This is a genomic window from Serratia sp. SM04 (assembly GCF_040280225.1).
GTDB classification, from domain to species: domain Bacteria; phylum Pseudomonadota; class Gammaproteobacteria; order Enterobacterales; family Enterobacteriaceae; genus Serratia; species Serratia sarumanii.
This window is the reverse complement of sequence record NZ_JBEOQT010000021.1, coordinates 1146632-1172735: the sequence shown is the minus strand read 5'-3', so window position 1 is coordinate 1172735 and position 26104 is coordinate 1146632. Positions and strand designations below refer to the sequence as shown.

Below are 26104 nucleotides of genomic sequence, written 5' to 3'. Positions count from 1 at the left end.
AAGTTGTAGCCTGATAAGCCAAGGACAAGTAAAGGAAGACGACGCCGTGATCTATATCGGACTGCCGCAATGGCAACATGCAGCCTGGAATCGCATCGGGCTGCGTGATTTGGCGGATTACAGCCGCTATTTCAACTGCGTGGAAGGCAATACCACCTTCTACGCGCTGCCGAAGCTGGAAATCGTGCAGCGCTGGCGCGACATGACCGGTGACGATTTTCGCTTCTGCTTCAAATTCCCGTCGGACATCAGCCACAAGGCCGCCCTGCGCAACTGCGCCGCCGAGCTGCAGGCGTTTTACCACTGCCTGAGCCCGGTGCATCAACGCATCGGCCAACTGTGGCTGCAGTTGCCCGCCGCCTTCGGCCCCGATGAGCTGCCGCGCATGTGGCAGTTCTTCGCAAGCCTGCCGAAGGAATTCACCTACGGCGTAGAAGTGCGTCATCCGGCGTTTTTCGCCAAGGGCGAGGAAGAGCGTGCGCTGAATCAGGGATTGCACCAGCGCGGCATCAATCGGGTGATCCTCGACAGCCGCCCGGTGCATCACGCCGCCCCCGACACCGCCGCCGTGCGCGATGCCCAGCAGAAAAAGCCAAAGCTGCCGGTGCACGCTCTGGTCACCGCCGACCAACCGCTGGTGCGCTTTATCGGCGGTGACCAATTGGCCGACAACCTGCGCTGGTTCGAGGCCTGGCAGCAAAAACTGCCGCTGTGGCAGCAACAGCATCAGCCCTATCTGTTTATTCATACGCCGGACAACGGCGATTCGCCCCAGCAGGCGCAAAAAATTTGGCAGCAGCTACGGCTGGCGATCCCCGATTTGCCTGCGCCGCCGGACTGGCCAGAACAAGATGCACTGTTTTGACCTATTAATCTGACCAATAACATCAAATATTTCCCCGCGACAGTGAATACAATGACGGCTATGATGCTGGCTGCCAGTTTTGGTTAGGGAACGGAGTTAAAAATGGTAAGCGCGCTTTATGTGGTGCTCGGCGCATTGTTGTTGATCAAACTCTCTTATGACGTAGTCAGATTAAGGATGCAGTACCGCGTAGCCTATGGCGACGGCGGTTTCTACGAATTGCAGACCGCCATCCGCGTGCATGGCAACGCCGTTGAATACATTCCGATTGCTGCCGTCTTGCTGGTGATTATGGAAATGAACGGCGCGGAAATCTGGATGATTCACCTTTGCGGCCTGATGCTGATGGCCGGGCGACTGGTGCATTACTACGGTTTACGCAACCGCGAGGTTCGCTGGCGCCGTTCGGGCATGGCCGCGACCTATATCTCTTTGTTGTTGATGGTTCTGGCAAATATCTTCTATCTGCCCTGGGATCTGATTTTCAGCCTGCACTGATCTCGTTTTATCATCAGGCGGCCGCGCCGCCTGCTTCCGCTCCGCTTTTTTGCGCTTTTCTGTTAGACTACGCAGCTTCGAATTCTGAACTGATTTGCCGCTATGCCAAACCGCGATACCCTTTTTTCCGCCCCCATCGCCAAACTGGGCGACTGGACCTTTGACGAACGCGTCGCCGAAGTGTTCCCCGACATGATCCAACGCTCCGTTCCCGGCTATTCCAACATCATCTCGATGATCGGCATGCTGGCCGAGCGCTTTGTGCAACCCGACAGCCGGGTGTATGACCTGGGCTGCTCGCTGGGTGCGGCGACGCTGTCGATGCGGCGGAATATCAAGGTGCCCGGCTGCAATATCGTCGCCGTCGACAATTCGCCGGCGATGGTGGAACGTTGCCGCCGCCATATCGACGCCTTCCGCGCCGACACGCCGGTCGATGTCATCGAAGCCGACATTCGCGACATCGAGATCGAGAACGCCTCGATGGTGGTACTGAACTTTACGCTGCAGTTCCTCGAACCGGCCGATCGCCTGCGTCTGCTGGAGAAAATCTATCGTGGCCTGCGCCCGGGCGGCGCACTGGTGCTGTCGGAGAAGTTCAGCTTTGAGGACGCTGAAGTCGGCGAGCTGCTGTTCAACATGCACCACGATTTCAAACGCGCCAACGGGTACAGCGAGCTGGAGATCAGCCAAAAACGCAGCATGCTGGAAAACGTGATGCTCACCGACTCGGTGGAAGCGCACAAGGCGCGCCTGCAACAGGCCGGGTTCGAGCATGCCGAAGTGTGGTTCCAATGCTTCAACTTCGGTTCGCTGATCGCCCTGAAAGCGGGGGATGCGCAATGATCGAGTTCGGTGATTTCTATCAACGCATCGCCAAAAGCCCCCTCAGCCATTGGCTGGACACGCTGCCTGCGCAGCTGAGCGCCTGGCAACGCGAATCGCTGCACGGCAAATTCAAACAGTGGTTCAACTCGGTCGAGCATTTGCCGACGCTGACCCCAACCCGTCTCGATCTGCTGCACGGCGTGCGCGCCGAGATGGAGCCGGGCCTGTCGCCGGGCCAGCTTGAAGGCATCGAGAAAATGCTGCGCACCCTGATGCCATGGCGTAAAGGGCCGTTCTCGCTGTATGGTATCGATATCGATACCGAATGGCATTCCGACTGGAAGTGGGATCGCGTGCTGCCGCACATTTCCCCGCTGGCCGGCCGCACCATTCTCGACGTCGGCTGCGGCAGCGGTTATCACCTGTGGCGCATGATTGGCGCCGGCGCACACCTCGCCGTCGGCATCGATCCGATGCAGCTGTTCCTGTGTCAGTTCGAAGCGGTGCGCAAGCTATTAGGCGGCGATCAGCGCGCCCACCTGCTGCCGCTCGGCATCGAGCAATTGCCGGAATTGGCGGCGTTCGACACCGTGTTCTCGATGGGGGTGCTGTATCACCGCCGCTCGCCGCTCGATCATCTGTATCAGTTGAAAAACCAGCTGGTGGCTGAAGGTGAACTGGTGCTGGAAACGCTGGTGGTGGAAGGCGATCGCCACCAGGTGCTGGTGCCGGGCGATCGTTATGCGCAGATGCGTAACGTGTATTTCATCCCTTCCGCCGAGGCGCTGAAATGCTGGTTGGAGAAGTGCGGCTTCGTCGACGTGAAGATCGCCGATATGTGCGTCACCAGCCTCGAAGAGCAGCGCCGCACCGACTGGATGACCAGCGAATCACTGGCCGAATTCCTCGATCCGAACGATCGCAGCAAAACGATCGAAGGCTATCCGGCGCCCCTGCGCGCCGTGCTGACCGCCAAAAAGCCCTAGCGCTCGCTAATCGGGCCGGCCTGGGCCGGCCCGACGTTACCCGTTGTTGACATCGACAATCCGCAGCTCATACACCATGGTCGCGTTCGGCGGGATCTGCGGCGCATAGCCCGTTTCACCGTACGCCAACGCCGGCGGCACCACCATCGTCAGCGAACCATGATTTTTCAGATGGCCGATCGCCTCGCGGAACAACGGCGGATAGGCAGAGAGCGGCTGTGACATCACCTTCCCACTGCGATCCATATCCTGAATCACGCTGCCGTCGGTTAAACTTTCCTTCACCACGATGTCCACCCGCGCGTTTTCCTTAATGGCTTCATCACCCGCATAATCGATGCGATACCAGAAACCGGAAGGCGACTTCTGCGTGCCCTTTTTCTTTTTAAACTCGGTGACGAACGCCTCGCCCTTGCTGGTTTGCACCTTCGCAGCCTGGTTCCGGGCGTCGTTCACCGCTTTTTCCGACTCCGCCAGCGCACGGGTCAACTGCGCATCGCTTAGCTGGTAATGGCCGTTGAAGGTATCGATCACGCCCGCCAGCAGCACGGTTTTATCGGGATTGATGCCCCAATTTTTACGCTCCGCCAGCATCGTTTGAATATCGCGCCCCAAAGCGACACCGGCAGCATAGCTCTGTTGCGCCGGCTTTTTCTCGAGCGCCTGCGCATCCGGCAGCCATTTGGCGCGAGAGCGCAGCCCATCCAGCTCCTCACGCAATGCCTGCTGCGTTTGGTTGGCGTCCGCTAGCGCCAATGCGTTTTTTTTCGCCTGCTCCGTCGTTCTCGCCAGTTGCAGCGTTGATTTTTCGCTTTCCGCCACCGCCGTTGCCAGCCGCTGCGCCAATGCCTTCGCCTGCTCGGTTTGCGTCTTGTTTTTTTCCTGTAGCTGCGCCAGCTGTTGCTGAAGTTCTCCCGTCGCCTTGACGGCTTCGGCCTTTTGCTGTTCCAGCGCCGTTTTCAGGCTTTTCTCTTGCCGCTCGGCCTGTTGCCGTTGTTCATCCAGCTCTTTCTGCCGCAGTGCCAGCTGTTGCTGAAGTTCACCCGTCGCCTTGGCGACTTCGGCCTTTTGCTGTTCCAGTGCCGCTTTCAGGCTTTTCTCTTGCCGCTCAGCCTGTTGGCGTTGTTCATCCAGCTCTTTCTGCCGCAGTGCCAGCTGCTGCTGAAGTTCTCCCGTCGCCTTGGCGGCTTCCGCCTTCTGTTGCGCCAGCTCAGCGGCGGCCGCTTGTTTGTCCTGCTCATAACGCTGGCGCGCTTTATCGTTGGCGGTCTGCGCCGCCGTCAGTTTCTCCTGCCAGGCGTTATCCGCCTGTTCAGGCAACGCCGCCAGCCGTTGTTCCAGCAAGGCGATACGCCGATCGCGCTCCTCGGTTTGTTGTTTTTCCTGCGCTAACGCTGCCTGCGCCTCGGCGATCTGCGCCTGAGCCTTGCGCTCCTGCGGCGTCAGGTTCAGCGCCCGTCGCACGCCGCTGGCGAAGTCGCTCAACGCGCTCAGATCGGGAGCAGCTGTCGGTTTATCGGCAGTCGTCAGGGACGACGCAACCCGCAACGCGGTCAGCTCCTGCTGCAGTGATTGAATAGCGGTTTGCTGTTGCTCCAATCGAGCCTCTTTCTCGCGCAGCGTCTTTTGCAACTGCGCCAGTTGCTTTCTCTGCGAGCTCGTTTCACGCGGTTGAACCGGCCGGGGCGCCGACTTTTGGGTTTCCCGGGAGGGAGTAACCGCGGCGTCAGCTGCCGGTGCGTCCTGCCGCTGGTAGCGCTCGGCGAACTGCAGTAATGCCGGCACATCGTCATCCGCTGCGGCCATCGCTGGCGCAAACGCCAGCGGTATCATCAGGCTCAGTAATGCCTTTCTCGCACGAGGGGTCATTGGGCGCGCTCTCCGCGCTCAGCCAGGCCGGTCATCATGGCAGAACTGATGTCTGCGCACAGACGGCTGGTGCGATAACGATACAGGGCGTCGACGGTTTCCTGCGTGCCCGTGTTGACCCGCTGGCGTACCCCGGCATACTGCGCGGCGCCGCCCATCAAGGTATCGAATTCACGTTTGAATTTTTGGTATTTTTCGTTATCCATGCCGCGCATGGCATCCAACTCGCGCTGGCACTGCTGTATACGCTCGGCTTCACGCTGCCGCTTGTCTTGTTCCGCAATGTCTTCTGCGCTGGGCGGCTTACTTAATGTAGAAACAGGCCGCTTGGCGGTCTGGCACCCGCTCAGGGTCAAGGTCAGCAAAAGCGCAGCGGTCAAACAGTGTGCCGTTCGGGTCATTATCGTTATCTCCTTGTTAAGTCCGCCGCCAACGCGCTCCGCGGCTGCATCGACGGCTCTCCTCATTAATGCTGTGATGTTCCGGCCATAGGCCGGCGATGAACGGGTATGAAAATGCAGACGTGGCGATGAGCGGCAGAGCGCAAATCATTCACCACGAAAATGCATACCAAAAAATCATTTAATATTATGATATTTAAAGGATTTTAACTCACAAACTTATCAGCAGGGCATGATGAGCGCAAGAAGAGATGGGGGGCAGTGCGACAGAGAAACAGCGTGAAACGGGCACCGCGTCTTCGCAAGACATAAAAAAAGCCCCGGCAAAACGCCGGGGCCTGGTACTTGCGTGATCGCCGAGGGCTCAGTGACACGCAAAGGGGTCTTACGGCCCGGAAACCGGTTGTCAAACGCGGTTAGCTGCGTGTTTATGCGCTTTGCGCCAGGGGATCAACCAAGGCCAGCGCGTTTTTCATCGCCTCCACCATTTCGCCATCCACGCAATAATGGCTAAATTCGTCAAACTCGTTATCGGAGCACATGGTGACGCCCGCCTTGCGGTAACGCATGGTCGACGGCACCAGGTGACCGGAAGAGCTGTGCAGTTCATGCAGGCCAATATCGACAAACTTGTGCAGATTGCTGAGGCGCACGCCGGCACCCGCCATGATTACCGGGCCCTGACTGGCCTGGCGCAAATCGCGCAGCAACGGCAGGCCCAGTTCGGCGCTCTGCTGCTGGCCGGAGGTCAGAATGCGCGCCACGCCCAGCTCGCTCAGTTGCTCCAACGCCACCATCGGGTTCTGGCACATGTCGAACGCGCGATGGAACGTCACCGCCATGCCCTCGCACAGCCTCATCACTTCGCGCATGCGCGGCAGATCGATGTGCCCTTCTTCGTCCAGCATGCCAACCACTACGCCGGGGAACCCCATCTCGCGGATCTGGCGGAGATCCTGTTTGATCACCTCGAAATCCACCGCGCCGTAGCAGAAATCGCCACCGCGAGGGCGAACGATCGGATGCACCGGGATCGAAACCCGCTCGCGCGCCAGACGCAGCGTGCCATAGCTCGGCGTCAATCCCCCCTCGCTCTGGCTGGCGCACAACTCAATGCGATCGGCGCCCGCCCGTTCGGCCGTCAGCGCACAGTCGACGCTAAAGCAACAAACTTCCAGTTTTATCATTGTCACCCCCAGATAACGGCCAACATACGGCGGCAATTGTTCATTTCTTCATTTCTCACGTAGGCTCATGCATAGGCATAAACCGGCTCAGGGTTGTAACTATGGCATTCAATTTTGATCAATGGGTAGACCGCAGTCACAGTGACAGCGTTAAGTGGGATAAATATCGCGGCAGCGACATCATCCCGCTTTGGGTCGCCGACAGCGATTTCACCTCACCGCCGGCGGTGATCGAAGCCCTGCAGCGCCGCGTGGCGCACGGCGTATTCGGCTACACTCACCCATCCCCTGATCTTATTGAGGTTTTTACCCGCCGCATGGTAGAGCGCTACGGCTGGCACATCAAGCCCGAATGGATCATTTTCCTGCCTGGGCTGGTGTGCGGCCTGAACCTGTGCGTGCGCGCCTGCACCGAAGAACACCAGAGCACGCTGGCCCCCTCTCCCATTTATCCGCCGTTTCGCAAAGCGGCCAAATTCGCCGGGCGCGAGCACCTCGCGGTGCCGCTGAAGGCGACCGGCCAACGCTGGGTGCTGGATTTTTCCTCGCTGCATGATCGGCTGAGTGGCAACGAGAAACTCCTGTTGCTGTGCAACCCGCAGAATCCCGGTGGCACCGTTTATCGCCGGGATGAGCTGTTGCAGCACCATCAGTTCGCTCGCGAACATGATTTAATCGTCTGTTCGGATGAGATCCACTGCGAACTGCTGCTTGAGCCCGGCGTGCGGCATATCCCTTTCGCCACCCTGAATGACGATGCGGCCCAACGCAGCGTGACGCTGATGTCGCCGTCAAAAACGTTTAATCTCGCCGGACTGGGCGCTTCACTGGCGATTGTTCCCAACGAAGCGCTGCGACAAAAGCTGAAACGCGCGCGCAGCGGTATCGTGCCGGAGGTCAATCTGTTGGCGCTGGTGGCGGCGCAGGCGGCTTATCAATACGGGCAACCCTGGCTGGATGAGCAGTTGATTTATCTGCGCGCCAATCGCGATCGGCTGATAAAGCGTATCAACGCCATGCCGGGTTTGACGTTGCTGCCTGTCGAGGCCACTTACCTGGCCTGGATAGACTGCAGCGCGTTGCCGGTGGATAACCCGCATCAGTTCTTCGAACGTGCGGGCGTTGGGCTAAGCGCCGGTTTGGACTTTGGCGATCGACACTTTGTGCGGCTTAACTTTGGTTGCCGATGGGCCCTGCTCGATGAAGCGCTCGATCGCATGGCGCGAGCCTGTGCGGCACTGCCTGGCTAACCTTGTTCGCTGGCGACGATGTCTCGAATGGAATAAGGATGAAACTTGATCGTGACCGTTCCGTCGGTGATGGCCAGCGTCGGGTTCGGCAGCCGTTCGCCCTCGCCTTTTGGCGAGCTTTGCTTCAGCTTGATCCCCGGTGCCAGCAACGCTTCATCGGCCAGGTGGCTCAACGCCCGGGCGTACAGCGTCTGCGGATCGCCACTGAGCACTAATTCAACGTGTTCCCAGCCTTCGTGCGGATAGCGTTTCTCCCCCGGATACGGCAGTTCGATGCAGTCTATCCGCCACGGCCCAACGGCCAGTGGCTGAGACAAATCGAACAGACAGATAGGTCGCCCGTTGATCATCGATTCGGACAGCAGTGTCCCGCACTGCATCAGCCCCTGGCGCCAGCGCTCGGCGGTGGCGTTCTGGTGACAGCGCAGAGAGATGTGATCGGCGGTAAACGCGGACAGATCAAGCCGCAATTTGGCGGCAAATTGGTGCAACGCCTGTTCGAAACGCGGCAGGTCGAGCTTCAGATCGTCAAGCTCGGCAATGGCCTGCAAGGGAGTGGTCATAGGAACCTCAAAACAACGGGGCGCAAAGTTAAACGCCGTAATTTACACGCTGGCGACAGCGCTCGCCAGCGTTGCGAAGTTTTTCGGCGGCAGTTCAGCATGATTTTTGGTTGCGGGCACGGAGAATAAAAGCCGGATTTTTATTAAGGTGACAGCTTATTAAATCAACGGGAAAATAAAAAATAAGATTTTTCGCAAGACATTATACCTTTTCTTTATGACGCTATGATTTAAGTTATTTTGCACAAAATCCTCTGCAGGCCATTGGTCAAGCCGATTGAATCGCTGGGTTTAATCAAAACGACTCACTTATCAATGTCGCACAAATCCGCAATCACAACCCATTGTAAAAGAAGAAAATAAAACGCATTAATTGATTAAAAGCTAAGGATTATCTTAATTTAACCCCAGACAATTGATTCACCAAGACAACTCGGCTACTTTGGAGGAAATTTAAATTCGAGATGATCATTATGTTATTGCTGACGATATCCTTGGTGTTGATAATTATCGCCGTATACGCCATCTACCGTCATTTCAAATCACGCAGCGTCAACACGCTGGATGCCGGTCGCCGCAATAAAAAGCGCTAGCTTCGCAACTCTCCCCTCCGTACATTCTGTTCAGCTCATTCCGCTTTTCACCTTCCGGCAATCAACGCGCCGCACCCGACAACTGTTTCATCGCAGCGGCCGCGCCAACTGCTGACGGACTCCGTCAGATCGGTTACAATTGCAGGCTGTTTTGTGGCGGTCGCCCATCGCGCCCGCCACCGTTGAATCCCACAGGGGCTGGCTTCAGCCCCTCGTTCGTCATTAAGGTAACCCGGTGAATATTCAGGTTCTTCTTTCAGATAAAGTCAGCCAGGCGCTGATCGCCGCTGGCGCGCCAGCCGATTGCGAAGCGCAGGTCCGCCCTTCCGCCAAGGCGCAGTTTGGTGATTACCAGGCCAACGGCGTGATGTCCGTCGCCAAAAAGCTGGGCATGCCGCCCCGGCAGCTGGCGGAAAAAGTGGTGCAACTGCTGGATCTCGGCGACGTCGCCGGTAAAGTGGAAATCGCCGGTCCCGGCTTTATCAACATTTTCCTGAACAGCGACTGGGTCGCCCGCCAGGCCGACCAGGTGCTGAACGCACCGAAACTGGGCATTGCGCCGGTTGAGCCGCAAACCATCGTTATCGACTACTCCGCGCCGAACGTGGCGAAAGAGATGCACGTCGGCCATCTGCGCTCCACCATCATCGGCGACGCCGCGGCGCGTACCCAGGAGTTTCTGGGCCATAAAGTGATCCGCGCCAACCACGTCGGCGACTGGGGCACCCAGTTCGGCATGCTGATTGCCTACCTGGAAAAAATGCAGAACGAAAACGCCAGCGACATGGGCCTGTCCGATTTGGAACAGTTCTATCGCGAAGCCAAGAAGCATTACGACGAAGACGCCGAGTTCGCCGAGCGCGCGCGCGCTTACGTCGTGAAGCTGCAGGGCGGCGATCAGTACTGCCTGAAAATGTGGCGCAAGCTGGTCGACATCACCATGGCGCAAAACCAGCTGACCTATAACCGCCTGAACGTCACGCTGACCGAAGACGACGTGATGGGCGAAAGCCTGTATAACGCGATGCTGCCGGGCATCGTCGCCGATCTGAAAGCCAAAGGGCTGGCGGTGGAAAGCGAAGGCGCCACCGTGGTGTTCCTCGACGAATACCAGAACAAGGACGGCGATCCGATGGGCGTCATCATCCAGAAAAAGGATGGCGGCTATCTCTACACCACCACCGATATTGCCTGCGCCAAGTACCGCTACGAAACCCTGGGCGCCAATCGCGTGCTGTATTACATCGACTCCCGTCAGCATCAGCACCTGATGCAGGCCTGGACCATCGTGCGCAAGGCCGGTTACGTGCCGGAATCCGTCTCGCTGGAACACCACATGTTCGGCATGATGCTGGGCAAAGACGGCAAGCCGTTCAAAACCCGCTCGGGCGGTACGGTGAAGCTCTCCGATCTGCTGGATGAGGCCATCGAACGCGCCGAACAGCTGATCGCCGGCAAAAACCCGGACATGCCGCAAGACGAAATGAAGACCGTGGCCCGCGTGGTCGGCATCGGCGCGGTGAAATACGCCGATCTGTCGAAAAGCCGCACCACCGACTATGTCTTCGACTGGGATAACATGCTGGCCTTCGAAGGCAATACCGCGCCTTATATGCAATACGCCTATACCCGCGTGGCATCGGTATTCAAGCGCGCCGGGATCGACGAAAGCAGCCTGACGCTGCCGCTGACGCTGACCGAAGAGCGTGAAATTGCGCTGGCTACCCGCCTGCTGCAGTTCGAAGAGGTACTCACCACCGTCGCGCGTGAAGGCACGCCTCACGTCATGTGCAGCTACCTGTACGATCTGGCCGGCTTGTTCTCCGGTTTCTACGAGCACTGCCAGATCCTGAACGCCGACAGCGAAGAAGCGCGTCAGAGCCGCCTGAAGCTGGCGCTGCTGACCTCGAAAACGCTGAAAACCGGTCTGGATACGCTGGGCATCGAAACCGTCGAACGCATGTAAACCGCACCGCGCGGAAAGCAAAAAGGTCGCCTCGGCGACCTTTTTTTGTTCTTGCTTTCGGCTCAGGCGGCGCGGCGCGCAAAGTCGCGCGGGCGGAAGCCCAACCCTACCAGCACGCCAAAGTAGGCCACCACACCGGCCACCACCACCGCAGCCAAACGCAGCAAACGTTCCAGCATATTGCCCTGATCCCAGGCCGGCATCAGCCACATCACGCCAATCAGCACCGCCGACATCACCAGCACGGCGATCACCAGCTTGGTAAGGAACAGCGCCCAACCCGGCTGCGGCTGGAAGATCTTCTGCTTGCGCAGCTGCCAATACAGCAGCGAGGCGTTCAGGCAGGCTGCCAAACCGATCGACAGCGCCAGGCCGGCATGCTTCAGCGGGCCAATAAACGCCAGGTTCATCACCTGCGTCATAATCAGCGTGATGATGGCGATCTTGACCGGCGTTTTAATGTCCTGCCGCGAATAGAAGCCCGGCGCCAGCACTTTAACCACGATCAACCCCATCAGCCCAACCGAGTAAGCCACCAGCGCGCGTTGCGTCATCGCCGCGTCAAAGGCGCTGAACTTGCCGTACTGGAACAGCGAAACGGTCAATGGCTTGGCCAAAATGCCGAGCGCGATGGCGCTCGGCAACGCCAGCAGGAAGCACAGACGCAGCCCCCAATCCATCAGGCGCGAGTACTCGTCATGGTTGCCGCTCGAGAAGCTTTTGGCCAGCGACGGCAGCAGGATGGTGCCCAGCGCCACGCCCAGCACGCCGGAAGGAAACTCCATCAGGCGGTCGGCGTAGTACATCCAGGACACCGAGCCGGACACCAGGAACGAAGCGAAAATGGTGTTGATGATCAGCGAGATTTGGCTCACCGACACCCCGAGGATCGCCGGCCCCATCTGGCGCATCACCCGCCAGACCCCGGCGTCGCCCAGCTTGAGGCGCGGCAGCACCAGCATGCCTATCTTGCGCAGATGCGGCAGCTGATACCCCAGCTGCAGCACGCCGCCCACCACCACCGCCCAGGCCAGCGCCAGCACCGGCGGGTTGAAATACGGGGCGGCGAACAGCGCGAAACCGATCATGCTGACGTTAAGCAGCGTTGGCGCAAAAGCCGGGATCGAGAAGCGGTTCCAGGTATTGAGGATCGCCCCCACCAGCGACGCCAGTGAGATCAACAAAATATAGGGGAAAGTGATGCGCAGCAGCGCCGACGTCAGGGCAAACTTGTCGGGCGTATCGGTAAAGCCCGGCGCAGTAATGTAAATAACCCAGGGCGCGGCCAGCATCCCTAGCACCGTCACCACCGCCAGCACCAGCGTCAGCAGCCCGGAGACGTAGGCAATAAAAGTGCGCGTCGCCTCTTCACCCTGCTGGCTCTTGTATTCGGCCAGGATCGGCACGAAGGCCTGCGAAAACGCCCCTTCGGCAAAGATACGGCGTAACAGATTCGGGAGTTTGAACGCCACGAAAAAGGCGTCCGTTGCCATGCCGGCCCCGAACACGCGCGCGACGATCGCATCGCGGGCAAAGCCCAACACCCGCGAAAACATCGTCATCGAGCTGACGGCAGCCAAGGATTTGAGTAGGTTCATGTGGTTGTCTGATAGGTACCGTAAATATCAACGCCTGCAACAGCAGGCGTCAGTGAAACAATCGGCTCAGTTTACGCATCCGGAAAAGAATAGCTACCGCCATATGTTACATAGAGTTATCCCGCAGCAAACGCTCGACCACCCGCTGGGCGGCCAGCGCCTGTTCGCCGCCGGTTTCCGGCGCGCTCTGGTTGGCGACGGCATCAAGGAAATGCCGCACCGCACCGTCGAAGCCGCGTTGCACCAGCGTGCTTTGCCAGCCCGGCACCGGCTGCTCCAACTCGCCCTGCGCATCTTCACGCAGCCAGTGGCGCATATCGATCAACTGATACAGCGCGCCGTCGGTCACCGCCTGCACGCTTTCGCGCTGGCTGCCGCCGCGGCGATGCATACTGGTCGTCACCTGCGTGTCGCCGCAGGCGAAGTGATGCTCGGCGTACAGCATTTCACCGGCGGCGTTGGCGCGCAGGCTGCCGCTCAGCAGTTGCTCCCGCCCGCCCGCCAGCCACAGCGCAGTGTCCACCACGTGCAGGTAATCATCCAACAGGGTAAAACGCAGATCGTGCGGGCCGACGCTGTCCGCCCGATGTTTATCCATGCGAATGGAGGCCGGCTGATTCATTCGCTGTTTGAGCTGCCGGTAAAGCGGCGCGAAACGGCGGTTGAACCCCACCATCAGCGTTTTGCCTCGCCGCTCGGCCTGCTCAAGCAGCTGCTCGCCCTGCTCCAGCGTCTCCGCCAGCGGTTTATCGACGTAAACGTGCACGCCGCGGTTCAGCAGCTCGCCTATCACCGAAAAATGGCTGGCGGTGCTGCTGTGAACAAAGACCGCATCGCACTGTTCGGCCAGGCTGTCCAGACGGGAGAAACAGGCCATACGGTAGCTGTCGCACAGCGGCTGCGCTTTTTGCTGATTGGGCGAAAAACCGCCCACCAGCGTCCAATCCGCCGCCTGGCCGAGGATTGGCAGATACGCCTTCTGCGCGATACTGCCCAACCCCACCACGCCTACACGCAATTTAGTCATTCGCATCCCTCGCCAACAGCTGTTGCAACTGCCGTTTCAGCTCCGCCACTTCGCTTTCCAATGCGCTGACTCTGGCGCTCAGTTCGCCGTCGTCCTCAGCGTCGAACGCCGCCGGCGGCGCTTCATCAATCTGGCCGCTGAACAGATGCATGAACCGGCTTTCGCGCTTGCCCGGCTCACGCGCTAGGCGCACCACGAACGGGCCATCTTCGCGCGTGGCCAGTTGCTGCAGCACCTGTTCGACCTCGCTGACATCGCTGAACTCGTGCATCCGATTGGTGCGGGTGCGCAACTCGCCCGGCGTTTGCGCGCCGCGCAACAGCAAGGTGGCGATCACCGCCAGTTCGGCAGGCGAGAGTTTCAGCTGGCCAAACTCAGAGTTGCAAAACCGCTGTTCGTACTTCACCACCCGATTGCCGAACCCGCTGAGGGTGCGCAGGAAATGTTTGCGCAGCAACAGATCGAGCAGTTGCTGCACTTCGCTTTCGCTCAGGTCCATCACCGGTTCGCGGTTGGTTTTTTGGTTGCATGCCAGCGTAATGGCATTCAGCGAAAGCGGGTATTGATCCGGTGTCGTGACCTGTTTTTCCAACAGGCAGCCGATAACCCGAGCCTCTCTGGCGTTCAATTCATATTTCATCGTTTGGCCTCAACGTGGGGGTAGCCACTCTTTATTGGTGTATGCCGTCAAAACGTGGTCTTGCCACTGGCCGTCGATCAGCAGGTAATCCTTGGCGTAACCTTCGCGTTCGAATCCCAGACGCGTCAGCAATGCGCCGCTGCGCTGGTTGTGTGGCATATAGTTGGCCATGATGCGGTGCATGCGCTGTTGGCGCAGCATATAGCGGATGGCGGACTGCAAGGCTTCGAACATCAGCCCTTGCCCCTGCCACTTTTCCCCCAGCGAATAGCCGAGGAAACAGGCATGAAACGAACCGCGCAGCACGTTGCTGAAGTTCGCCACGCCGCGCACTTCCTGCTCTTCTGGATCGAGCAGGATAAAATAGTAAGCGCTGCCCTGCTTTTGCATTTCGGTGATCATGCCCAGACGCGCCTGCCAGCCGGAAGGATAACAGTGGCTTTCGTCGCGCACCGGCTCCCAGGGTTTGAGAAAGGCTCGGTTCTCGGCATAATAATCCGCCAGACGGTAGGCATCCCGTTCATTCACTAAACGGACCACCATCCGGTCGGTTGTAAGACGTACTTTTGGCGATGCAGAGCGATAGCCGAACATCATTTCCCCCGCAGTCAAAACGGTTCGATAAGAAGTATTTATTGGGAAGCCGCGTGGATAATTATCCGGCGCCGATCTGATGCCATGACTTTATTTTGCCAATAGCGCCTCAGAACCGCACTTCCCCGCATTCAATATAACCGTAGCCCGCCCCCGAGGTAAAATCCCGGTCGCTCAGTAAATCGCCGAATACGCGTTTTACGGCGTTTTTCCGCCCATTTTGCAGCACAGGTAACACCTTGACGATAAAAAAATATTATCTACACGCCCCCTGTCGCCGTAGGGGAATTGGGTAGAGAATGGAAGCGTTGTTCCCCCCTCTTTCTTTAATTGCTCATGGTGAAGCATGTCTCTGGTGTCGCAAGCACGCAGCTTGGGTAAATATTTTCTGTTGCTCGATAATCTGCTGGTGGTTTTAGGCTTCTTTGTCGTTTTTCCGCTTATTTCGATCCGCTTTGTCGATCAATTAGGATGGGCGGCGCTGATCGTCGGCATCGCGCTGGGTTTGCGGCAGCTGTTGCAACAAGGGCTCGGCATCTTTGGCGGCGCCATCGCCGATCGCTTCGGCGCCAAGCCGATGATCGTCACCGGCATGCTGCTGCGCGCCGCCGGTTTCGCCACCATGGCGATGGCCGATGCCCCCTGGATCCTTTGGTTCTCCTGTGCGCTTTCCGCCCTCGGTGGCACATTATTCGATCCGCCGCGCACCGCTTTGGTGATCAAGCTGACCCGTCCGCACGAACGCGGCCGTTTTTTCTCGCTGCTGATGATGCAGGACAGCGCCGGAGCGGTAGTCGGCGCGCTGATCGGCAGTTGGCTGCTGCAGTACGACTTTCACTTTGTCTGCTGGGTTGGGGCGGCGATCTTCGTGCTGGCCGCCGGCTGGAACGCCTGGCTACTGCCGGCTTATCGCATCTCTACCGTGCGCATACCGATGAAGGAAGGCATGTTGCGGGTCCTGCGCGATCGCCGCTTCCTCACCTATGTCCTGACGCTGACCGGTTACTACATGCTGGCGGTGCAGGTAATGCTGATGATGCCGATCGTGGTCAACGAAATCGCCGGTTCACCGGCGGCGGTGAAATGGATGTATGCGATTGAAGCGGCGCTGTCGCTATCGCTGCTCTATCCGCTGGCGCGTTGGGGAGAAAAACACTTCCGGCTAGAGCAGCGCCTGATGGCGGGCCTGTTGCTGATGACGCTCAGCCTGCTGCCGATCGGTCTCGCCACCAGCTTGCAGGGTGTATTCACGCTGATCTGCTGCTTCTATCTGGGATCGATCATCGCTGAACCGGCGCGCGAAACGCTGAGCGCTTCGCTGGCCGATCCGCGTGCGCGCGGCAGCTATATGGGCTTCAGCCGCCTCGGCCTGGCGCTGGGCGGCGCGTTGGGTTACACCGGCGGCGGCTGGATGTACGATACCGGCCGGACGATGAACATGCCGGAGCTGCCCTGGTTGCTGCTTGGTGCAGTAGGCTTCGCTACGCTGCTGGCGCTGTACTGGCAGTTCAGCCCGCGGCGCGGCGCGTCGATGATGCTGCGCGGCGGTTGACGCCATAGAAATCCGGCCGAATCGGCAACAGCTGCTATCCTGTTAGTAAAAACACCCACAGGAGCCCGTCGGCATGAGTGAAGAAGCAAAATTACCGCAACTACTCGAACATATGATACTGAACTTGCGCATGATTTATGCGCGCGCCACCCTGGTGGAGAAGGCGCTGGCCCATATCCTCGCCAGCGACGCCGGCCTGAAAAACGATATTATCAAACAGCTGCAGGTCGTCACCGCCGCCAACGAACGTGACCGAATCGATCTGGATGAAGCTCGCATTCACCTGATCGATGTGCTCAACTCAGTACCGGCCAAGAAATAACGCCCCCTGGCCCGCGCCGATGCGCGGGCAATTTCGCAATAACGCACCATCCAACACACGCACGTCAAGACAGCCTCGATAAGCTGTGGTAACTATTGCTGTTAAAACCTGACAACCCGGAGCAAGCATGAAACTGTTTATTTACGATCATTGCCCATTCTGCGTGAAAGCCCGCATGATTTTCGGCCTGAAACGTCTGCCGATTCGCCTGGTCACGTTGCTCAACGACGATGAAACGACTCCGTTTAACCTGATCGGCCAAAAAATGGTGCCTATCCTGGTCAAAGACAACGGTGAAGCGATGCCGGAAAGCCTGGATATCGTGCGCTATGTCGATGCTCTGGACGGCAAGCCGGTACTGACCGGCCGCACCAACCCGGCCATCGCCGAGTGGCTGCAGCGGGTCGGCGGTTACAGCGCGAAATTGTTGTTGCCGCGAATTGCGCATGCCGATTTCGAAGAGTTTGCCACCGACAGCGCCCGCCGTTACTTTATCGATAAAAAACAGGCGTCAATCGGGGATTTCGCCGAGCATCTCGCCAATAGCGCGGATCTGATCGCCCAGTTGGAAGCCGATCTGCAAGCGCTGTCGCCGCTGATCGTCTCCCCCGACGCGGTGAACGGCGAACTGTCCGAGGACGATATTCACCTGTTCCCGCTGCTGCGCTCATTGTCGATCGTCGCCGGGGTTGCGCTGCCGGATAACGTGGAAGCCTACCGCAACCGCATGGCGCAGCGCAGCGAGGTGCCGTTGCTGCTGGATATGGAGCAATAACGTTTGAGCAACCAAAAGGATATGGCGTACTGATGCTGAAAATGGTGCTCGCCACCGCTCGCGATCGGGCGCGGCTGAAGGAAATTACCTCCGTTCTGATCCGTTACGGCCTGCAAGACGTTCTGCGTCTGCTGGGCCTGGGGGCTTTGCTGCGCGGCGCCCGCGCTGGATCCGCCCAACAGAACGCCCAACCCCTGCCTGAGCGGCTGCGCGAAGCGCTCGAGGCGCTGGGGCCTACCTTCGTCAAATTCGGCCAGATCCTGGCCACGCGTTCCGACCTGCTGGATCCGGCCTGGACCGACGAACTGGATCGTCTGCACAGCCGGGCAGCGGTGTTGCCATGGGAAACGCTGGCGCCGCAGATCGTTGCCGACCTGGGCGGCGAGCCCGAGCGGCTGTTCGCAGAATTCGATCGTACGCCGCTGGCGGCGGCGTCGATGGCGCAAATCTACCGCGCACGCCTGCACAGCGGCGAACAGGTCGTGGTCAAAGTGCTGCGGCCCGGCCTGGCGAAAACCATCCACGCCGATCTGCGGCTGCTGGCCTCGCTGGCGGAAACCGTGGAGCAGCAGAGCCCCGCGCTGGCGCGCTATCGGCCGCGGCAGATGGTCAGAGCGCTGGCGACGGCGCTCAATCATGAACTGGATTTGACCCACGAAGGGCATAACTGCGACCGCGTCGCCGGGATGTTTGCGCGTCAACCTGACGTCGTCGTGCCGAAAATCTATTGGCAATGGTCTTCCCCGCGCCTGTTAGTGCAGGAATACCTGCCCGGCACCGCGCCGGAAAACCCTCAGCAGCTGGCGGCGGCGGGCTTTGACGGCCCGCTGCTGGCGCAACGCGGCGCCCGCGCCTTTATGAGCATGGTACTGGAGCATCGGCTGTATCACGCCGATCCTCACCCCGGTAACGTCATGGCGCTGAGCGGTGACCGCGTCGGCTTTATCGACTTCGGCATGGTGGGCCAGTTGTCCGAGCGGCGGCGCAACCAGTTGCTCCTGCTGCTGCAGGCCATCGCCGATCGTCAGTCCGAAGGCATCGTCAACACGCTGATCGCCTGGTCGGACAGCGAACCGCTGGATTTGATGGATCTGGAGCTGGCGGCGCAAAACTTTCTCGACAAACAGGCCGCCGCCACTCTGACCTTGGGCAAGGCCCTGACCGACTTGCTGGTGATGGCGCGTGAGCACCAACTGGCGCTGCCGCCCGATCTGGTGCTGCTGTTCAAGGCGTTAATCACCGCCGACGGCGTGCTGCACCGATTGGATCCGGCCTTCGACATCGTCGCCACGCTCAAACCGATGCTGCAACAAACGGTGCTGCAACGTTATGCCCCGGACGCCGTGCGCCAGCGGCTGTTGGCTCTGGGCGGGGAAGCGCTCGACGCCGGAGAAGAACTGCCGCAAACCCTGCGGCTGATGGTGCGCCGTCTGAAACGCGGGCAGCTCAATGCCGATATCAACGTCAGGAACCTCAGTCAGTTGAGCAAAGCGCTGGAGCGCGCCGCCGTCACCCTGGCTATCGCTATCGTCACCGCCGCTTTTGCCCTGGGCCTGGCGCCTTATCTGATGCATTCTTCGCTGCGGCTGTGGGGCATTCCGCTGTTCCCGCTGTTGGGGGGCGCGGCCTGCCTGGCCGGCGTGGCGCTCTTGGCGCTGCGATTGCGGCGTTGACGCTTTCGGCGTTATCCGATAGGTGTCGCCCGCTTTTGCGCGCACTATCCCCTGCACATCGCCGCCTGCCGTTTTCAGGGGCAGGCGGAACGTTTATAATGATTAATCAATTATCTGCAGCACTTTTCGCCAGCAGTCGCAATGAGGCATTAATGAAGAAGATCCTGATGGGCGCAGCCGCCCTGCTGTTCGCCGGCGTATTGGCCGGTTGCAATCAACTGACCCAGTACACCCTGAGCGAGCAGGAAGTGAATGATTACCTGCAGAAACACAACGACTATCAGAAGCAGATCGGCGTGCCCGGCCTGGTGGACGCCAACATCGTACTGACGCAGTTGCAAAGCCAGATTGGCCGCAGCGAGCCGGGCAAGGTCACCCTTTCCGGCGATGCCAAGGTCAATATCACGTCGATTCTCGGCCCGCAGGCGGCGGATCTGAAGCTGACGCTGAAAGCGCAGCCGGTTTACGACCGTGCACAGGGCGCCATTTACCTGAAAGACATGGAACTGACCGATTACAGCGTGCAGCCGGAAAAAATGCAGACGGTGATGAAAGCGCTGACGCCATATCTGAACCAGTCGCTGAAGTCTTACTTCGACCAAAAGCCGGCTTATGTGCTGAATCCTGACAACAGCAAAACCGAAGCGCTGGCGAAAAAACTGGCGAAGGGGTTGGAAGTGAAGCCGGGCGAGTTGGTGATCCCGTTTAGCGACTGACCGCCTCTTGATGCATCAAGCCCGCCGCCAGGCGGGCTTTTTATTGCGGAAAACGATTACTGCGGCGCGCTGTAGGCGATCTCGCCGGTGTTGCAGTTGAGCGTCACGTTGTAGGTTTTATCCGCTTTGGTGCCGCGCACCGTCAGCGGCACCTGCCACACCTGATCCTTGCCGGTGATGGCATCCGGGCTGATCCAGGCGATCGGGGTAGCGGTGCCCAGCAGTTTTTTGTCCGCCTCCCAGCGCGTGATGCGGTTCTGCAAGAAGTCGCGCTTGACCTGGGCGGCGATATCCGCCGGCTGCAGCCCCGCACACTGCCCCACCTTGGCGCTGCGTTGCTCTTGAACCTGCGCCCACACCGCAGTCGATGCTCCCATCATGGCCAACAAGGCGATAGCCAAAGCCGTTTTTTTCATTTCTCCTCCCGTTGTGATTAGCGCTATCCGGGCGCCCATCCCTGGCTCACAACAGGGTTTCGGCAAAGGGTTACCGTTTGACGAACTCGATGACAAACAGCGCATCCAGGCCCGGATAGATTTCCTTGATCACCTGCTTCAGTTCGCCGAGCGACATGTTCTCCTGCTGTGCATGGCGTTCGGTCAGCGCATCCAGGCGCACCGGCGTTACCGACAGCACTTCGATAAAGCAGAAAAATACGCCGTCTTCATTGCGGCTTACGCGCAATACCTCGCCCGGTTCGAAGTGCGACTCACTGGCATCCCGAATGGTGATGGTTTTGCGCCCCGCCAGAATGTCTTGCTCAAAGCGGCTGAAGAAAGTTATTTCACGGCTCATTTTAGATCCTTTTTCATCACAACACCGCAACATAAGCCATTATGCCGCTTGCTTTTCTGACGCAGATCCCTCTTTTGAGTTAGAGACCGTTTTTTTCGCTTTGTTTTCCGCCGGTTTTTTGCCGGTTTCCGCCGGCGATGCGCCGCGCAGAATCAGACCCAGCGCATCCTTATTCTCCGCCAGGAAGAAGCTCAGCCCTTCGCGCTGTTCGTCGTCCAGGTTCAGCGGCGCCTGTTGCAACCACTCTCCGAGGTTATCCGCCAAATCCAGCATTTTGTCGTAGGCGTCGGCTTCTTTCTTGCTCGCGAAAGTCATTTTTTCCTCACCGTTTCTCACCACCACATATTTAACTTCAACCGCCATGCGTGCGTCCTCAAATACTCAAACAACTGTAAATACATACAGTATAAATAGATAACGGCGGGAAGGCAAACCGCCGCCCGCCTTCGGCTTATTTCAGCAGCCGCACCTTGCAGCTCTTGCCTTTGATTTTGCCCTGTTGCAGCTGTTGCAGCGCCTTGCGTGCGCTGGCTTTACGGATCGCGACGTAGGCATGCACCGGGAACATGTCGATCTTGCCCACTTCCGCCGCCGTCAGCCCGGCATCACCGGTCAGCGCGCCGAGGATATCGCCGGGGCGGATCTTCGCCTTGCGGCCGCCGTCGATGCACAGCGTCACCATCTCCGCCTCCAGCGAGCCGTTGGCCGCCCCGCTCAGCTCGGACACCGGCGCCCAATCGACGGTCATCTGCAGGTAGTCTTCAATCGCATGCGCCCGCGCCATTTCCTGCGGCGTGCACAGGCTGATCGCCAGCCCGCTCATGCCGGCACGGCCGGTACGACCGATACGGTGCACGTGCACTTCGGGATCGAACGCCAGTTCGTAGTTAACCACCAGCTCCAGCTCTTTGATGTCCAGCCCGCGAGCGGCGACGTCGGTCGCCACCAGCACCCGGCAACTGCGGTTGGCGAAGCGCACCAACACCTGGTCGCGATCGCGCTGCTCCAGATCGCCATGCAGCGCCAATGCGCTGATGCCGCGGGCCTCCAGGGCCTCAAGCACCGTCTGACAATCGCGTTTGGTATTGCAGAACACCACGCAGGACGCGGGTTGATGATAACGAATGGCCGACACCAGCAGCGCCGGGCGCTGATCGCGCGTGGTCTCATAGAAACGTTGTTCGATGGCGGTCTGCGCTTCGTCATCGCCCACTTCGACGCTCAGCGGCTGGCGCTGAACGCGTTCGCTGATGCGTTCGATACCCGCCGGATAGGTGGCGGAAAACAGCAGCGTCTGACGCTGCGGCGGCGTGTAGCTGATCACATCGTCGATGTCGTCGGCGAAGCCCATGTCCAGCATGCGGTCGGCCTCATCCAGCACCAGCACCTTCAGTTCGTCCAGCAGCAGCGTTTTCTTGCGCAGGTGCTCCTGAATGCGCCCCGGCGTCCCCACCACGATGTGCGGCGCGTGCACCAGCGAATCGAGCTGCGGCCCCATCGGTTGGCCACCGCACAGCGTCAGGATTTTGATGTTTTGCGTGAAACGCGCCAGGCGACGCAGCTCTTTGCTCACCTGATCGGCCAATTCACGGGTGGGACAGAGCACCAGCGCCTGCGTGGCGACCTGAGCGACGACGATATTATTCAGCAGACCAATGCCGAACGCCGCCGTTTTGCCGCTGCCGGTTTTCGCCTTGGCGCGCACGTCCCGCCCTTGCAGAATGGCGGGCAACGCGGCGGCCTGCACCGGCGTCATTTTGGCGTACCCCAGTTCGTTGAGGTTGGCCAACTGTTCGGCTGGCAGCGGCAGGGAAGAAAAAGAAACTGTGCTCACGGCGATAACTCTTATATGACGAATGGAATGGCGGCGCGCCCGCAGGTTGGCGCCGAATCAGCGGCAAATGATAACAGAGATGGGCGGCGTTACGGGCAGCGGGCATAAAAAAACCCGCCGGCGGCGGGTTTCTTGGCGGCTCCGTCGTTAAATGGCGACGACGTTGGCTGCGGCTGGGCCACGTTGGCTGTCCTGGATGGAGAACTCAACCTGCTGGCCTTCAGCCAGGGTCTTGAAACCATCGCTAACGATAGCGGAAAAATGAACGAAAACGTCTTTAGAACCGTCGGCAGGCGTGATGAAGCCGAAACCTTTGCTTTCGTTGAACCATTTAACGTGACCAGTGATCTTGCTCATTTGTGTTTCCTTTACTTGATAAACCTGCCTTGACGGCACGAGACGCGAAAACCATGCGATATGTGGGCCTTCTTTCGTCGTCGGTTATTAACGCATAATCGCCCATGCAGGGCAAATATTTCTGCTTGTTATAAAAACAGCAAGTTAGCAACAAACTTGGCGCAGCGGCTGCGCACGCAATCGTTTTCGTATATACTGCCCGCCGATCATCAATCCGCTTACTTTCACCGATCTAGGTACGAAACTATGTTAACGATTGGAACCGCCCTGCGCCCTTCCGCCACCCGCGTTATGTTGCTCGGCTCCGGGGAGCTGGGTAAAGAAGTCGCCATTGAATGCCAGCGCCTCGGCCTGGAAGTGATCGCCGTCGATCGCTATCCCGACGCCCCCGCCATGCACGTGGCGCACCGCAGCCACGTCATTAATATGCTGGACGGTGACGCGCTGAAAGCCGTTATCGAACAAGAGCGGCCGGACTATATCGTTCCCGAAATCGAAGCGATCGCCACCGCCATGCTGGTCGAGCTTGAACGCCAGGGCCACCGCGTGGTGCCCTGCGCCGAAGCCACGCGCCTGACCATGAACCGTGAAGGCATCCGCCGTCTGTCGGCGGAAGAGCTTGGCCTGCCCACCTCCAGCTACCGCTTTGCCGACAGCGAGGCGACTTTCCGGCAGGCGGTCGAGCACATCGGCTACCCGTGCATCGTCAAACCGGTGATGAGTTCTTCCGGCAAAGGACAAAGCCTGATCCGCACGCCTGAGCAACTGCAAAGCGCCTGGGATTACGCCCAACAGGGCGGCCGCGCCGGCGGCGGCCGGGTGATCGTCGAAGGGCTGGTAAGATTTGATTTTGAAATTACGTTGTTGACCATCAGCGCCGTGGACGGCGTACATTTCTGCGCGCCGATCGGCCATCGTCAGGAGGATGGGGACTATCGCGAATCCTGGCAGCCGCAGAGCATGTCAGCCGCGGCGTTGAGCCGCGCTCAGGCTATCGCGGAGAAGGTGGTGAAGGCCCTGGGCGGTTTCGGCCTGTTCGGCGTGGAGCTGTTCGTCTGTGGTGACGACGTGATCTTCAGCGAGGTGTCTCCGCGGCCGCACGATACCGGCATGGTCACGTTGATCTCACAGGATCTGTCCGAGTTCGCCCTGCACGTTCGCGCATTTCTCGGGTTGCCGATTGGCGCCATCCGCCAGTTCGGCCCTTCCGCTTCGGCGGTGATCCTGCCACAGCTGACCAGCAGCGATGTGCGCTTCGGCGGCCTGGAACACGCGCTGCGCGGGCACAGCCAGCTGCGCCTGTTCGGCAAACCGGAGATCGCCGGGCAGCGTCGCCTGGGCGTAGCGCTGGCGACAGCGGAAACGACGGAACAGGCGGTGGAGCAAGCGAAACAAGCCGCCGCCGCCGTGGCGGTCAACGGCTGATACTCACGGGGCCGCTTACGCGGCCCCGATAACGTCAATAGTCTTCGTCTTCTTCAGCATCGTCATTCCGCGACGCCTCCGGGGCGGCCTCATGCTGCTCGTCTTCATCATCGTCATCGAACAGTACCGCAACCTGAGCGCCCTGATGCTTCTCGCGAATTTCCTGCGCAACGCGAGCAATGGCTTCACCGCTGCTCATACCCTGCTCCATCAGTTGATGGATGCGATCCGCCGCTTCCTGCTGCTCCGCGTGACTCAGTAATGGCATACCTGCATGCATGTGTCGTTTTCTCCGGCAAAAGGGAGAAGGAGTATACGCGCTAACGCGGCGGATCCCAACGTCTTGTGACTCAGGCCGGTTGCGAGCAGCCGTTATCGCTGCGCCACTGCTTCAGCCGATGCCGCCACAGCATGACATGCCACCCCTGTTTCAGGCCGCGCGCATTGGCGAACATCGCTCTGTCGATGCCGCGCTGATAGAACTCTTCGGTGATTTGACTCTGGGCAGCCGGATCCGGCTCACGACGAATGCTGTGGCAAATGCCCAGCGCTTCGCGGGTGATTTGCCAATGGAAAGCCGGGCGAATGGCGACAGTGCCGGCATAGTGCCGGTTGAGCCGCTCCAGCATCTCGACGATTTTCATATAGTGGCGTTGATAATCCACGTTCGCCTGACCGGTGCGACGACGGTTGCTGATCGATTTGTCGTGCACCCGTTGACGGTACAGCGGCGTGCTTAAATATTTGACCCGTTTGGCATTAAACATGACTTCCGTTGTCCAGGGAATATCCTGGTGATGCAATCCCTGCTCGAAATAAAGCCGATGCTGGCGAATAAAGTCGAGGCGATATATTGCCAGCCATACAACGTGAATAAACTTTCGCGATTTCAACGCACGTTCAAACCACTGTACGCCGGTGATAACGTCGGTGGTACGCAAACGCGCCTCGGGAAAAATCGGCTGCAATTCATCCTGGCTGGTGAAATAGCGTTCGCCATTGCATTGCATCACGTCTAATTGGTGTTGTTCCGCCTGTTCCAGCAGCGTGGAATACATGTCCGGCGCCAGCACATCGTCGGCATCGGGAAACGCCACATATTTGCCTCGGGCAACGGCGAGCCCGGCATTGCGCGCGTTAGAAACACCGGCATTGGCTTGATCGATCACACGAATATGCGGATGCGCCGCCGCGTAACGGTGTGCGATCTCCCCCGAACCGTCGGTGGAACCATCGTTAACGATGATCACCTCCAACCGCTGCTCACGCTGGGCCAGCAGCGAGGCCAGGAAAGGCTCCAATAATTCCCCCGCATTGTGCATCGGGACGATCACGCTCAGCATTAACGACATAGGCAGCTCTTTAATGATAATGTAACAAAACAATAATTTTACTTTTCTAAAAGACGCATAGGGTTCAGCGCACGCTGAAATAGCGTGACGCCTGCAAATTCCCGCAGCGGCTAATGGAACCGAACCTGCTTTTCTTTATTCAAACCAGCGCCAGAAAGCGCTGATTAATTAACCCATTAATTCCAAAGGGCGGCGACGCTGGCTAGAATCAGGCAAAACCACGCCGCTCCGCATCTAATCACAAGCAGAAATAATAAATTTATGAAATTAACGAATCTTTTTTTATATTTTTCGGGCCTTGCGCCCGCGGTAAATAGGCTTCCAGTGCATTTGACGTTAAATTTTTAACATATCGAAGTATAATCAATGGCGCAAAAAATGCCTTATTTCAGGTTTATTGAACTGCCGTTTATGTGAACTGTGCTGCATGCCGCGCAT

General features: G+C 58.9%; 27 protein-coding genes. 12 read left to right on the top strand and 15 right to left on the bottom strand.

Translation table 11 applies throughout. The features are described 5' to 3' along the window. Positions 1-49: 49 nt before the first annotated feature. The 4 genes from ABTW55_RS20045 to cmoB all read left to right on the top strand — a co-directional run bounded on the left by ABTW55_RS20045 (position 50) and on the right by cmoB (position 3177). Positions 50-865: a DUF72 domain-containing protein gene (locus tag ABTW55_RS20045; RefSeq protein WP_101428030.1), complete on the top strand. Its 816-nt coding sequence runs from the start codon at positions 50-52 to the stop codon at positions 863-865. A gap of 102 nt (positions 866-967) precedes the next feature. Then, entirely contained in the window at positions 968-1363 is a 396-nt protein-coding gene (locus ABTW55_RS20040) for an MAPEG family protein (protein ID WP_004932387.1), read from the top strand. 102 nt (positions 1364-1465) lie between these two features. After that, the gene (cmoA, locus tag ABTW55_RS20035; protein ID WP_033634856.1) at positions 1466-2209 is read left to right on the top strand and encodes a carboxy-S-adenosyl-L-methionine synthase CmoA; all 744 of its coding nucleotides are present in this window, start codon (positions 1466-1468) and stop codon (positions 2207-2209) included. Then, positions 2206-3177, top strand: a complete 972-nt coding sequence (cmoB, locus tag ABTW55_RS20030; protein WP_041035475.1) for a tRNA 5-methoxyuridine(34)/uridine 5-oxyacetic acid(34) synthase CmoB — start codon at positions 2206-2208, stop codon at positions 3175-3177. Before cmoA ends, cmoB begins: the two co-directional genes overlap by 4 nt. Before the next feature lie 36 nt (positions 3178-3213). Here the strand turns inward: cmoB and ABTW55_RS20025 are convergent, their stop codons facing one another. The 3 genes from ABTW55_RS20025 to cutC all read right to left on the bottom strand — a co-directional run bounded on the left by ABTW55_RS20025 (position 3214) and on the right by cutC (position 6634). Next, positions 3214-5046, bottom strand: a complete 1833-nt coding sequence (locus ABTW55_RS20025; RefSeq protein ID WP_060421389.1) for an FKBP-type peptidyl-prolyl cis-trans isomerase N-terminal domain-containing protein — start codon at positions 5044-5046, stop codon at positions 3214-3216. After that, positions 5043-5447 carry a hypothetical protein gene (locus ABTW55_RS20020; protein WP_033654407.1) on the bottom strand — a complete coding sequence of 135 codons (405 nt, stop codon included), beginning with the start codon at positions 5445-5447 and terminating at the stop codon, positions 5043-5045. Before ABTW55_RS20020 ends, ABTW55_RS20025 begins: the two co-directional genes overlap by 4 nt. A 428-nt stretch (positions 5448-5875) precedes the next feature. Then, positions 5876-6634, bottom strand: coding sequence for a copper homeostasis protein CutC (gene cutC, locus ABTW55_RS20015; RefSeq protein ID WP_033634860.1), 759 nt, complete (start codon positions 6632-6634; stop codon positions 5876-5878). 101 nt (positions 6635-6735) lie between these two features. Here cutC and ABTW55_RS20010 point away from each other — a divergent pair, with 101 nt between their 5' ends. Next, entirely contained in the window at positions 6736-7884 is a 1149-nt protein-coding gene (locus ABTW55_RS20010; RefSeq protein WP_060421391.1) for a MalY/PatB family protein, read from the top strand. Here ABTW55_RS20010 and ABTW55_RS20005 read toward each other — a convergent pair. Then, positions 7881-8447 carry a VOC family protein gene (locus ABTW55_RS20005; RefSeq protein ID WP_033647652.1) on the bottom strand — a complete coding sequence of 189 codons (567 nt, stop codon included), beginning with the start codon at positions 8445-8447 and terminating at the stop codon, positions 7881-7883. The genes ABTW55_RS20010 and ABTW55_RS20005 overlap by 4 nt on opposite strands. Positions 8448-9275: 828 nt before the next feature. On the opposite strand from ABTW55_RS20005, the gene argS reads away from it, so the two are divergent. Then, positions 9276-11006 carry an arginine--tRNA ligase gene (gene argS / locus ABTW55_RS20000; protein ID WP_033634864.1) on the top strand — a complete coding sequence of 577 codons (1731 nt, stop codon included), beginning with the start codon at positions 9276-9278 and terminating at the stop codon, positions 11004-11006. 62 nt (positions 11007-11068) lie between these two features. Here the strand turns inward: argS and murJ are convergent, their stop codons facing one another. From murJ to rimJ, 4 genes are all read right to left on the bottom strand, one after another. Further along, the gene (murJ, locus tag ABTW55_RS19995) at positions 11069-12604 is read right to left on the bottom strand and encodes a murein biosynthesis integral membrane protein MurJ (RefSeq protein ID WP_033654412.1); all 1536 of its coding nucleotides are present in this window, start codon (positions 12602-12604) and stop codon (positions 11069-11071) included. 106 nt (positions 12605-12710) lie between these two features. Then, positions 12711-13631, bottom strand: a complete 921-nt coding sequence (locus ABTW55_RS19990; RefSeq protein WP_060387872.1) for a Gfo/Idh/MocA family protein — start codon at positions 13629-13631, stop codon at positions 12711-12713. Beyond that, positions 13624-14271, bottom strand: coding sequence for a YceH family protein (locus tag ABTW55_RS19985; protein WP_033647660.1), 648 nt, complete (start codon positions 14269-14271; stop codon positions 13624-13626). The genes ABTW55_RS19990 and ABTW55_RS19985 overlap by 8 nt, the downstream gene beginning before the upstream one ends. A gap of 9 nt (positions 14272-14280) precedes the next feature. Beyond that, positions 14281-14865 (bottom strand): ribosomal protein S5-alanine N-acetyltransferase, encoded by a 585-nt coding sequence (gene rimJ, locus ABTW55_RS19980; RefSeq protein WP_033638511.1) that lies wholly within the window; start codon positions 14863-14865, stop codon positions 14281-14283. Positions 14866-15211: 346 nt separating this feature from the next. Here rimJ and mdtH point away from each other — a divergent pair, with 346 nt between their 5' ends. The 5 genes from mdtH (at position 15212) to ABTW55_RS19955 (ending at position 19903) form a co-directional block, all read left to right on the top strand. Next, the gene (mdtH, locus tag ABTW55_RS19975) at positions 15212-16417 is read left to right on the top strand and encodes a multidrug efflux MFS transporter MdtH (RefSeq protein ID WP_060387873.1); all 1206 of its coding nucleotides are present in this window, start codon (positions 15212-15214) and stop codon (positions 16415-16417) included. A 73-nt stretch (positions 16418-16490) separates the two neighbouring features. Further along, the gene (locus ABTW55_RS19970; RefSeq protein WP_033634870.1) at positions 16491-16739 is read left to right on the top strand and encodes a hypothetical protein; all 249 of its coding nucleotides are present in this window, start codon (positions 16491-16493) and stop codon (positions 16737-16739) included. Positions 16740-16866: 127 nt separating this feature from the next. Then, entirely contained in the window at positions 16867-17514 is a 648-nt protein-coding gene (grxB, locus tag ABTW55_RS19965; RefSeq protein ID WP_060421394.1) for a glutaredoxin 2, read from the top strand. A gap of 32 nt (positions 17515-17546) precedes the next feature. After that, complete coding sequence (locus ABTW55_RS19960) at positions 17547-19187, top strand: AarF/ABC1/UbiB kinase family protein (protein ID WP_060421396.1); 1641 nt, start codon at positions 17547-17549, stop codon at positions 19185-19187. Between the two features lie 152 nt (positions 19188-19339). Beyond that, the gene (locus ABTW55_RS19955; RefSeq protein ID WP_004927555.1) at positions 19340-19903 is read left to right on the top strand and encodes a lipoprotein; all 564 of its coding nucleotides are present in this window, start codon (positions 19340-19342) and stop codon (positions 19901-19903) included. Between the two features lie 56 nt (positions 19904-19959). On the opposite strand, the gene yebF is transcribed toward ABTW55_RS19955, so the two are convergent. The 5 genes from yebF to cspC form a co-directional block, all read right to left on the bottom strand. After that, positions 19960-20319, bottom strand: coding sequence for a protein YebF (gene yebF, locus ABTW55_RS19950; protein ID WP_041035491.1), 360 nt, complete (start codon positions 20317-20319; stop codon positions 19960-19962). A gap of 70 nt (positions 20320-20389) precedes the next feature. Then, a complete protein-coding gene (yqfB, locus tag ABTW55_RS19945) occupies positions 20390-20698 on the bottom strand; it encodes a N(4)-acetylcytidine aminohydrolase (RefSeq protein WP_004927562.1) in 309 nt (102 codons plus the stop codon). 39 nt (positions 20699-20737) lie between these two features. Further along, on the bottom strand, positions 20738-21061 hold the full coding sequence (locus tag ABTW55_RS19940) for a YebG family protein (RefSeq protein WP_033634876.1): 324 nt from the start codon (positions 21059-21061) through the stop codon (positions 20738-20740). 88 nt (positions 21062-21149) lie between these two features. Beyond that, positions 21150-22532, bottom strand: a complete 1383-nt coding sequence (gene dbpA, locus ABTW55_RS19935; protein ID WP_060421399.1) for an ATP-dependent RNA helicase DbpA — start codon at positions 22530-22532, stop codon at positions 21150-21152. Positions 22533-22679: 147 nt separating this feature from the next. After that, positions 22680-22889: a cold shock-like protein CspC gene (gene cspC / locus ABTW55_RS19930; protein WP_004927572.1), complete on the bottom strand. Its 210-nt coding sequence runs from the start codon at positions 22887-22889 to the stop codon at positions 22680-22682. Between the two features lie 246 nt (positions 22890-23135). Between cspC and purT the strand changes: the two genes are divergently transcribed. Beyond that, positions 23136-24314, top strand: coding sequence for a formate-dependent phosphoribosylglycinamide formyltransferase (gene purT, locus ABTW55_RS19925; protein WP_060421401.1), 1179 nt, complete (start codon positions 23136-23138; stop codon positions 24312-24314). A gap of 34 nt (positions 24315-24348) precedes the next feature. On the opposite strand, the gene ABTW55_RS19920 is transcribed toward purT, so the two are convergent. Further along, positions 24349-24594, bottom strand: coding sequence for a YoaH family protein (locus ABTW55_RS19920; protein ID WP_033634881.1), 246 nt, complete (start codon positions 24592-24594; stop codon positions 24349-24351). 70 nt (positions 24595-24664) lie between these two features. Then, positions 24665-25666, bottom strand: coding sequence for a glycosyltransferase (locus ABTW55_RS19915; protein WP_060421404.1), 1002 nt, complete (start codon positions 25664-25666; stop codon positions 24665-24667). Between the last annotated feature and the right edge of the window lie 438 nt (positions 25667-26104).

What these genes read in the sequence shown, in the direction of transcription:
- yqfB (WP_004927562.1), bottom strand. Translation starts at nt 20,698, where the DNA reads ATGAGCCGTGAAATAACTTTCTTCAGCCGCTTTGAGCAAGACATTCTG.
- ABTW55_RS20020 (WP_033654407.1), bottom strand. Translation starts at nt 5,447, where the DNA reads ATGACCCGAACGGCACACTGTTTGACCGCTGCGCTTTTGCTGACCTTG.
- cspC (WP_004927572.1), bottom strand. Translation starts at nt 22,889, where the DNA reads ATGAGCAAGATCACTGGTCACGTTAAATGGTTCAACGAAAGCAAAGGT.
- ABTW55_RS19915 (WP_060421404.1), bottom strand. Translation starts at nt 25,666, where the DNA reads ATGTCGTTAATGCTGAGCGTGATCGTCCCGATGCACAATGCGGGGGAA.
- murJ (WP_033654412.1), bottom strand. Translation starts at nt 12,604, where the DNA reads ATGAACCTACTCAAATCCTTGGCTGCCGTCAGCTCGATGACGATGTTT.
- ABTW55_RS19990 (WP_060387872.1), bottom strand. Translation starts at nt 13,631, where the DNA reads ATGACTAAATTGCGTGTAGGCGTGGTGGGGTTGGGCAGTATCGCGCAG.
- ABTW55_RS19960 (WP_060421396.1), top strand. Translation starts at nt 17,547, where the DNA reads ATGCTGAAAATGGTGCTCGCCACCGCTCGCGATCGGGCGCGGCTGAAG.
- mdtH (WP_060387873.1), top strand. Translation starts at nt 15,212, where the DNA reads ATGTCTCTGGTGTCGCAAGCACGCAGCTTGGGTAAATATTTTCTGTTG.
- ABTW55_RS20010 (WP_060421391.1), top strand. Translation starts at nt 6,736, where the DNA reads ATGGCATTCAATTTTGATCAATGGGTAGACCGCAGTCACAGTGACAGC.
- cutC (WP_033634860.1), bottom strand. Translation starts at nt 6,634, where the DNA reads ATGATAAAACTGGAAGTTTGTTGCTTTAGCGTCGACTGTGCGCTGACG.
- ABTW55_RS19940 (WP_033634876.1), bottom strand. Translation starts at nt 21,061, where the DNA reads ATGGCGGTTGAAGTTAAATATGTGGTGGTGAGAAACGGTGAGGAAAAA.
- ABTW55_RS19985 (WP_033647660.1), bottom strand. Translation starts at nt 14,271, where the DNA reads ATGAAATATGAATTGAACGCCAGAGAGGCTCGGGTTATCGGCTGCCTG.
- grxB (WP_060421394.1), top strand. Translation starts at nt 16,867, where the DNA reads ATGAAACTGTTTATTTACGATCATTGCCCATTCTGCGTGAAAGCCCGC.
- ABTW55_RS20025 (WP_060421389.1), bottom strand. Translation starts at nt 5,046, where the DNA reads ATGACCCCTCGTGCGAGAAAGGCATTACTGAGCCTGATGATACCGCTG.
- cmoA (WP_033634856.1), top strand. Translation starts at nt 1,466, where the DNA reads ATGCCAAACCGCGATACCCTTTTTTCCGCCCCCATCGCCAAACTGGGC.
- ABTW55_RS20005 (WP_033647652.1), bottom strand. Translation starts at nt 8,447, where the DNA reads ATGACCACTCCCTTGCAGGCCATTGCCGAGCTTGACGATCTGAAGCTC.
- ABTW55_RS19955 (WP_004927555.1), top strand. Translation starts at nt 19,340, where the DNA reads ATGAAGAAGATCCTGATGGGCGCAGCCGCCCTGCTGTTCGCCGGCGTA.
- yebF (WP_041035491.1), bottom strand. Translation starts at nt 20,319, where the DNA reads ATGAAAAAAACGGCTTTGGCTATCGCCTTGTTGGCCATGATGGGAGCA.
- ABTW55_RS19970 (WP_033634870.1), top strand. Translation starts at nt 16,491, where the DNA reads ATGAGTGAAGAAGCAAAATTACCGCAACTACTCGAACATATGATACTG.
- rimJ (WP_033638511.1), bottom strand. Translation starts at nt 14,865, where the DNA reads ATGTTCGGCTATCGCTCTGCATCGCCAAAAGTACGTCTTACAACCGAC.
- purT (WP_060421401.1), top strand. Translation starts at nt 23,136, where the DNA reads ATGTTAACGATTGGAACCGCCCTGCGCCCTTCCGCCACCCGCGTTATG.
- ABTW55_RS20040 (WP_004932387.1), top strand. Translation starts at nt 968, where the DNA reads ATGGTAAGCGCGCTTTATGTGGTGCTCGGCGCATTGTTGTTGATCAAA.
- cmoB (WP_041035475.1), top strand. Translation starts at nt 2,206, where the DNA reads ATGATCGAGTTCGGTGATTTCTATCAACGCATCGCCAAAAGCCCCCTC.
- ABTW55_RS19920 (WP_033634881.1), bottom strand. Translation starts at nt 24,594, where the DNA reads ATGCATGCAGGTATGCCATTACTGAGTCACGCGGAGCAGCAGGAAGCG.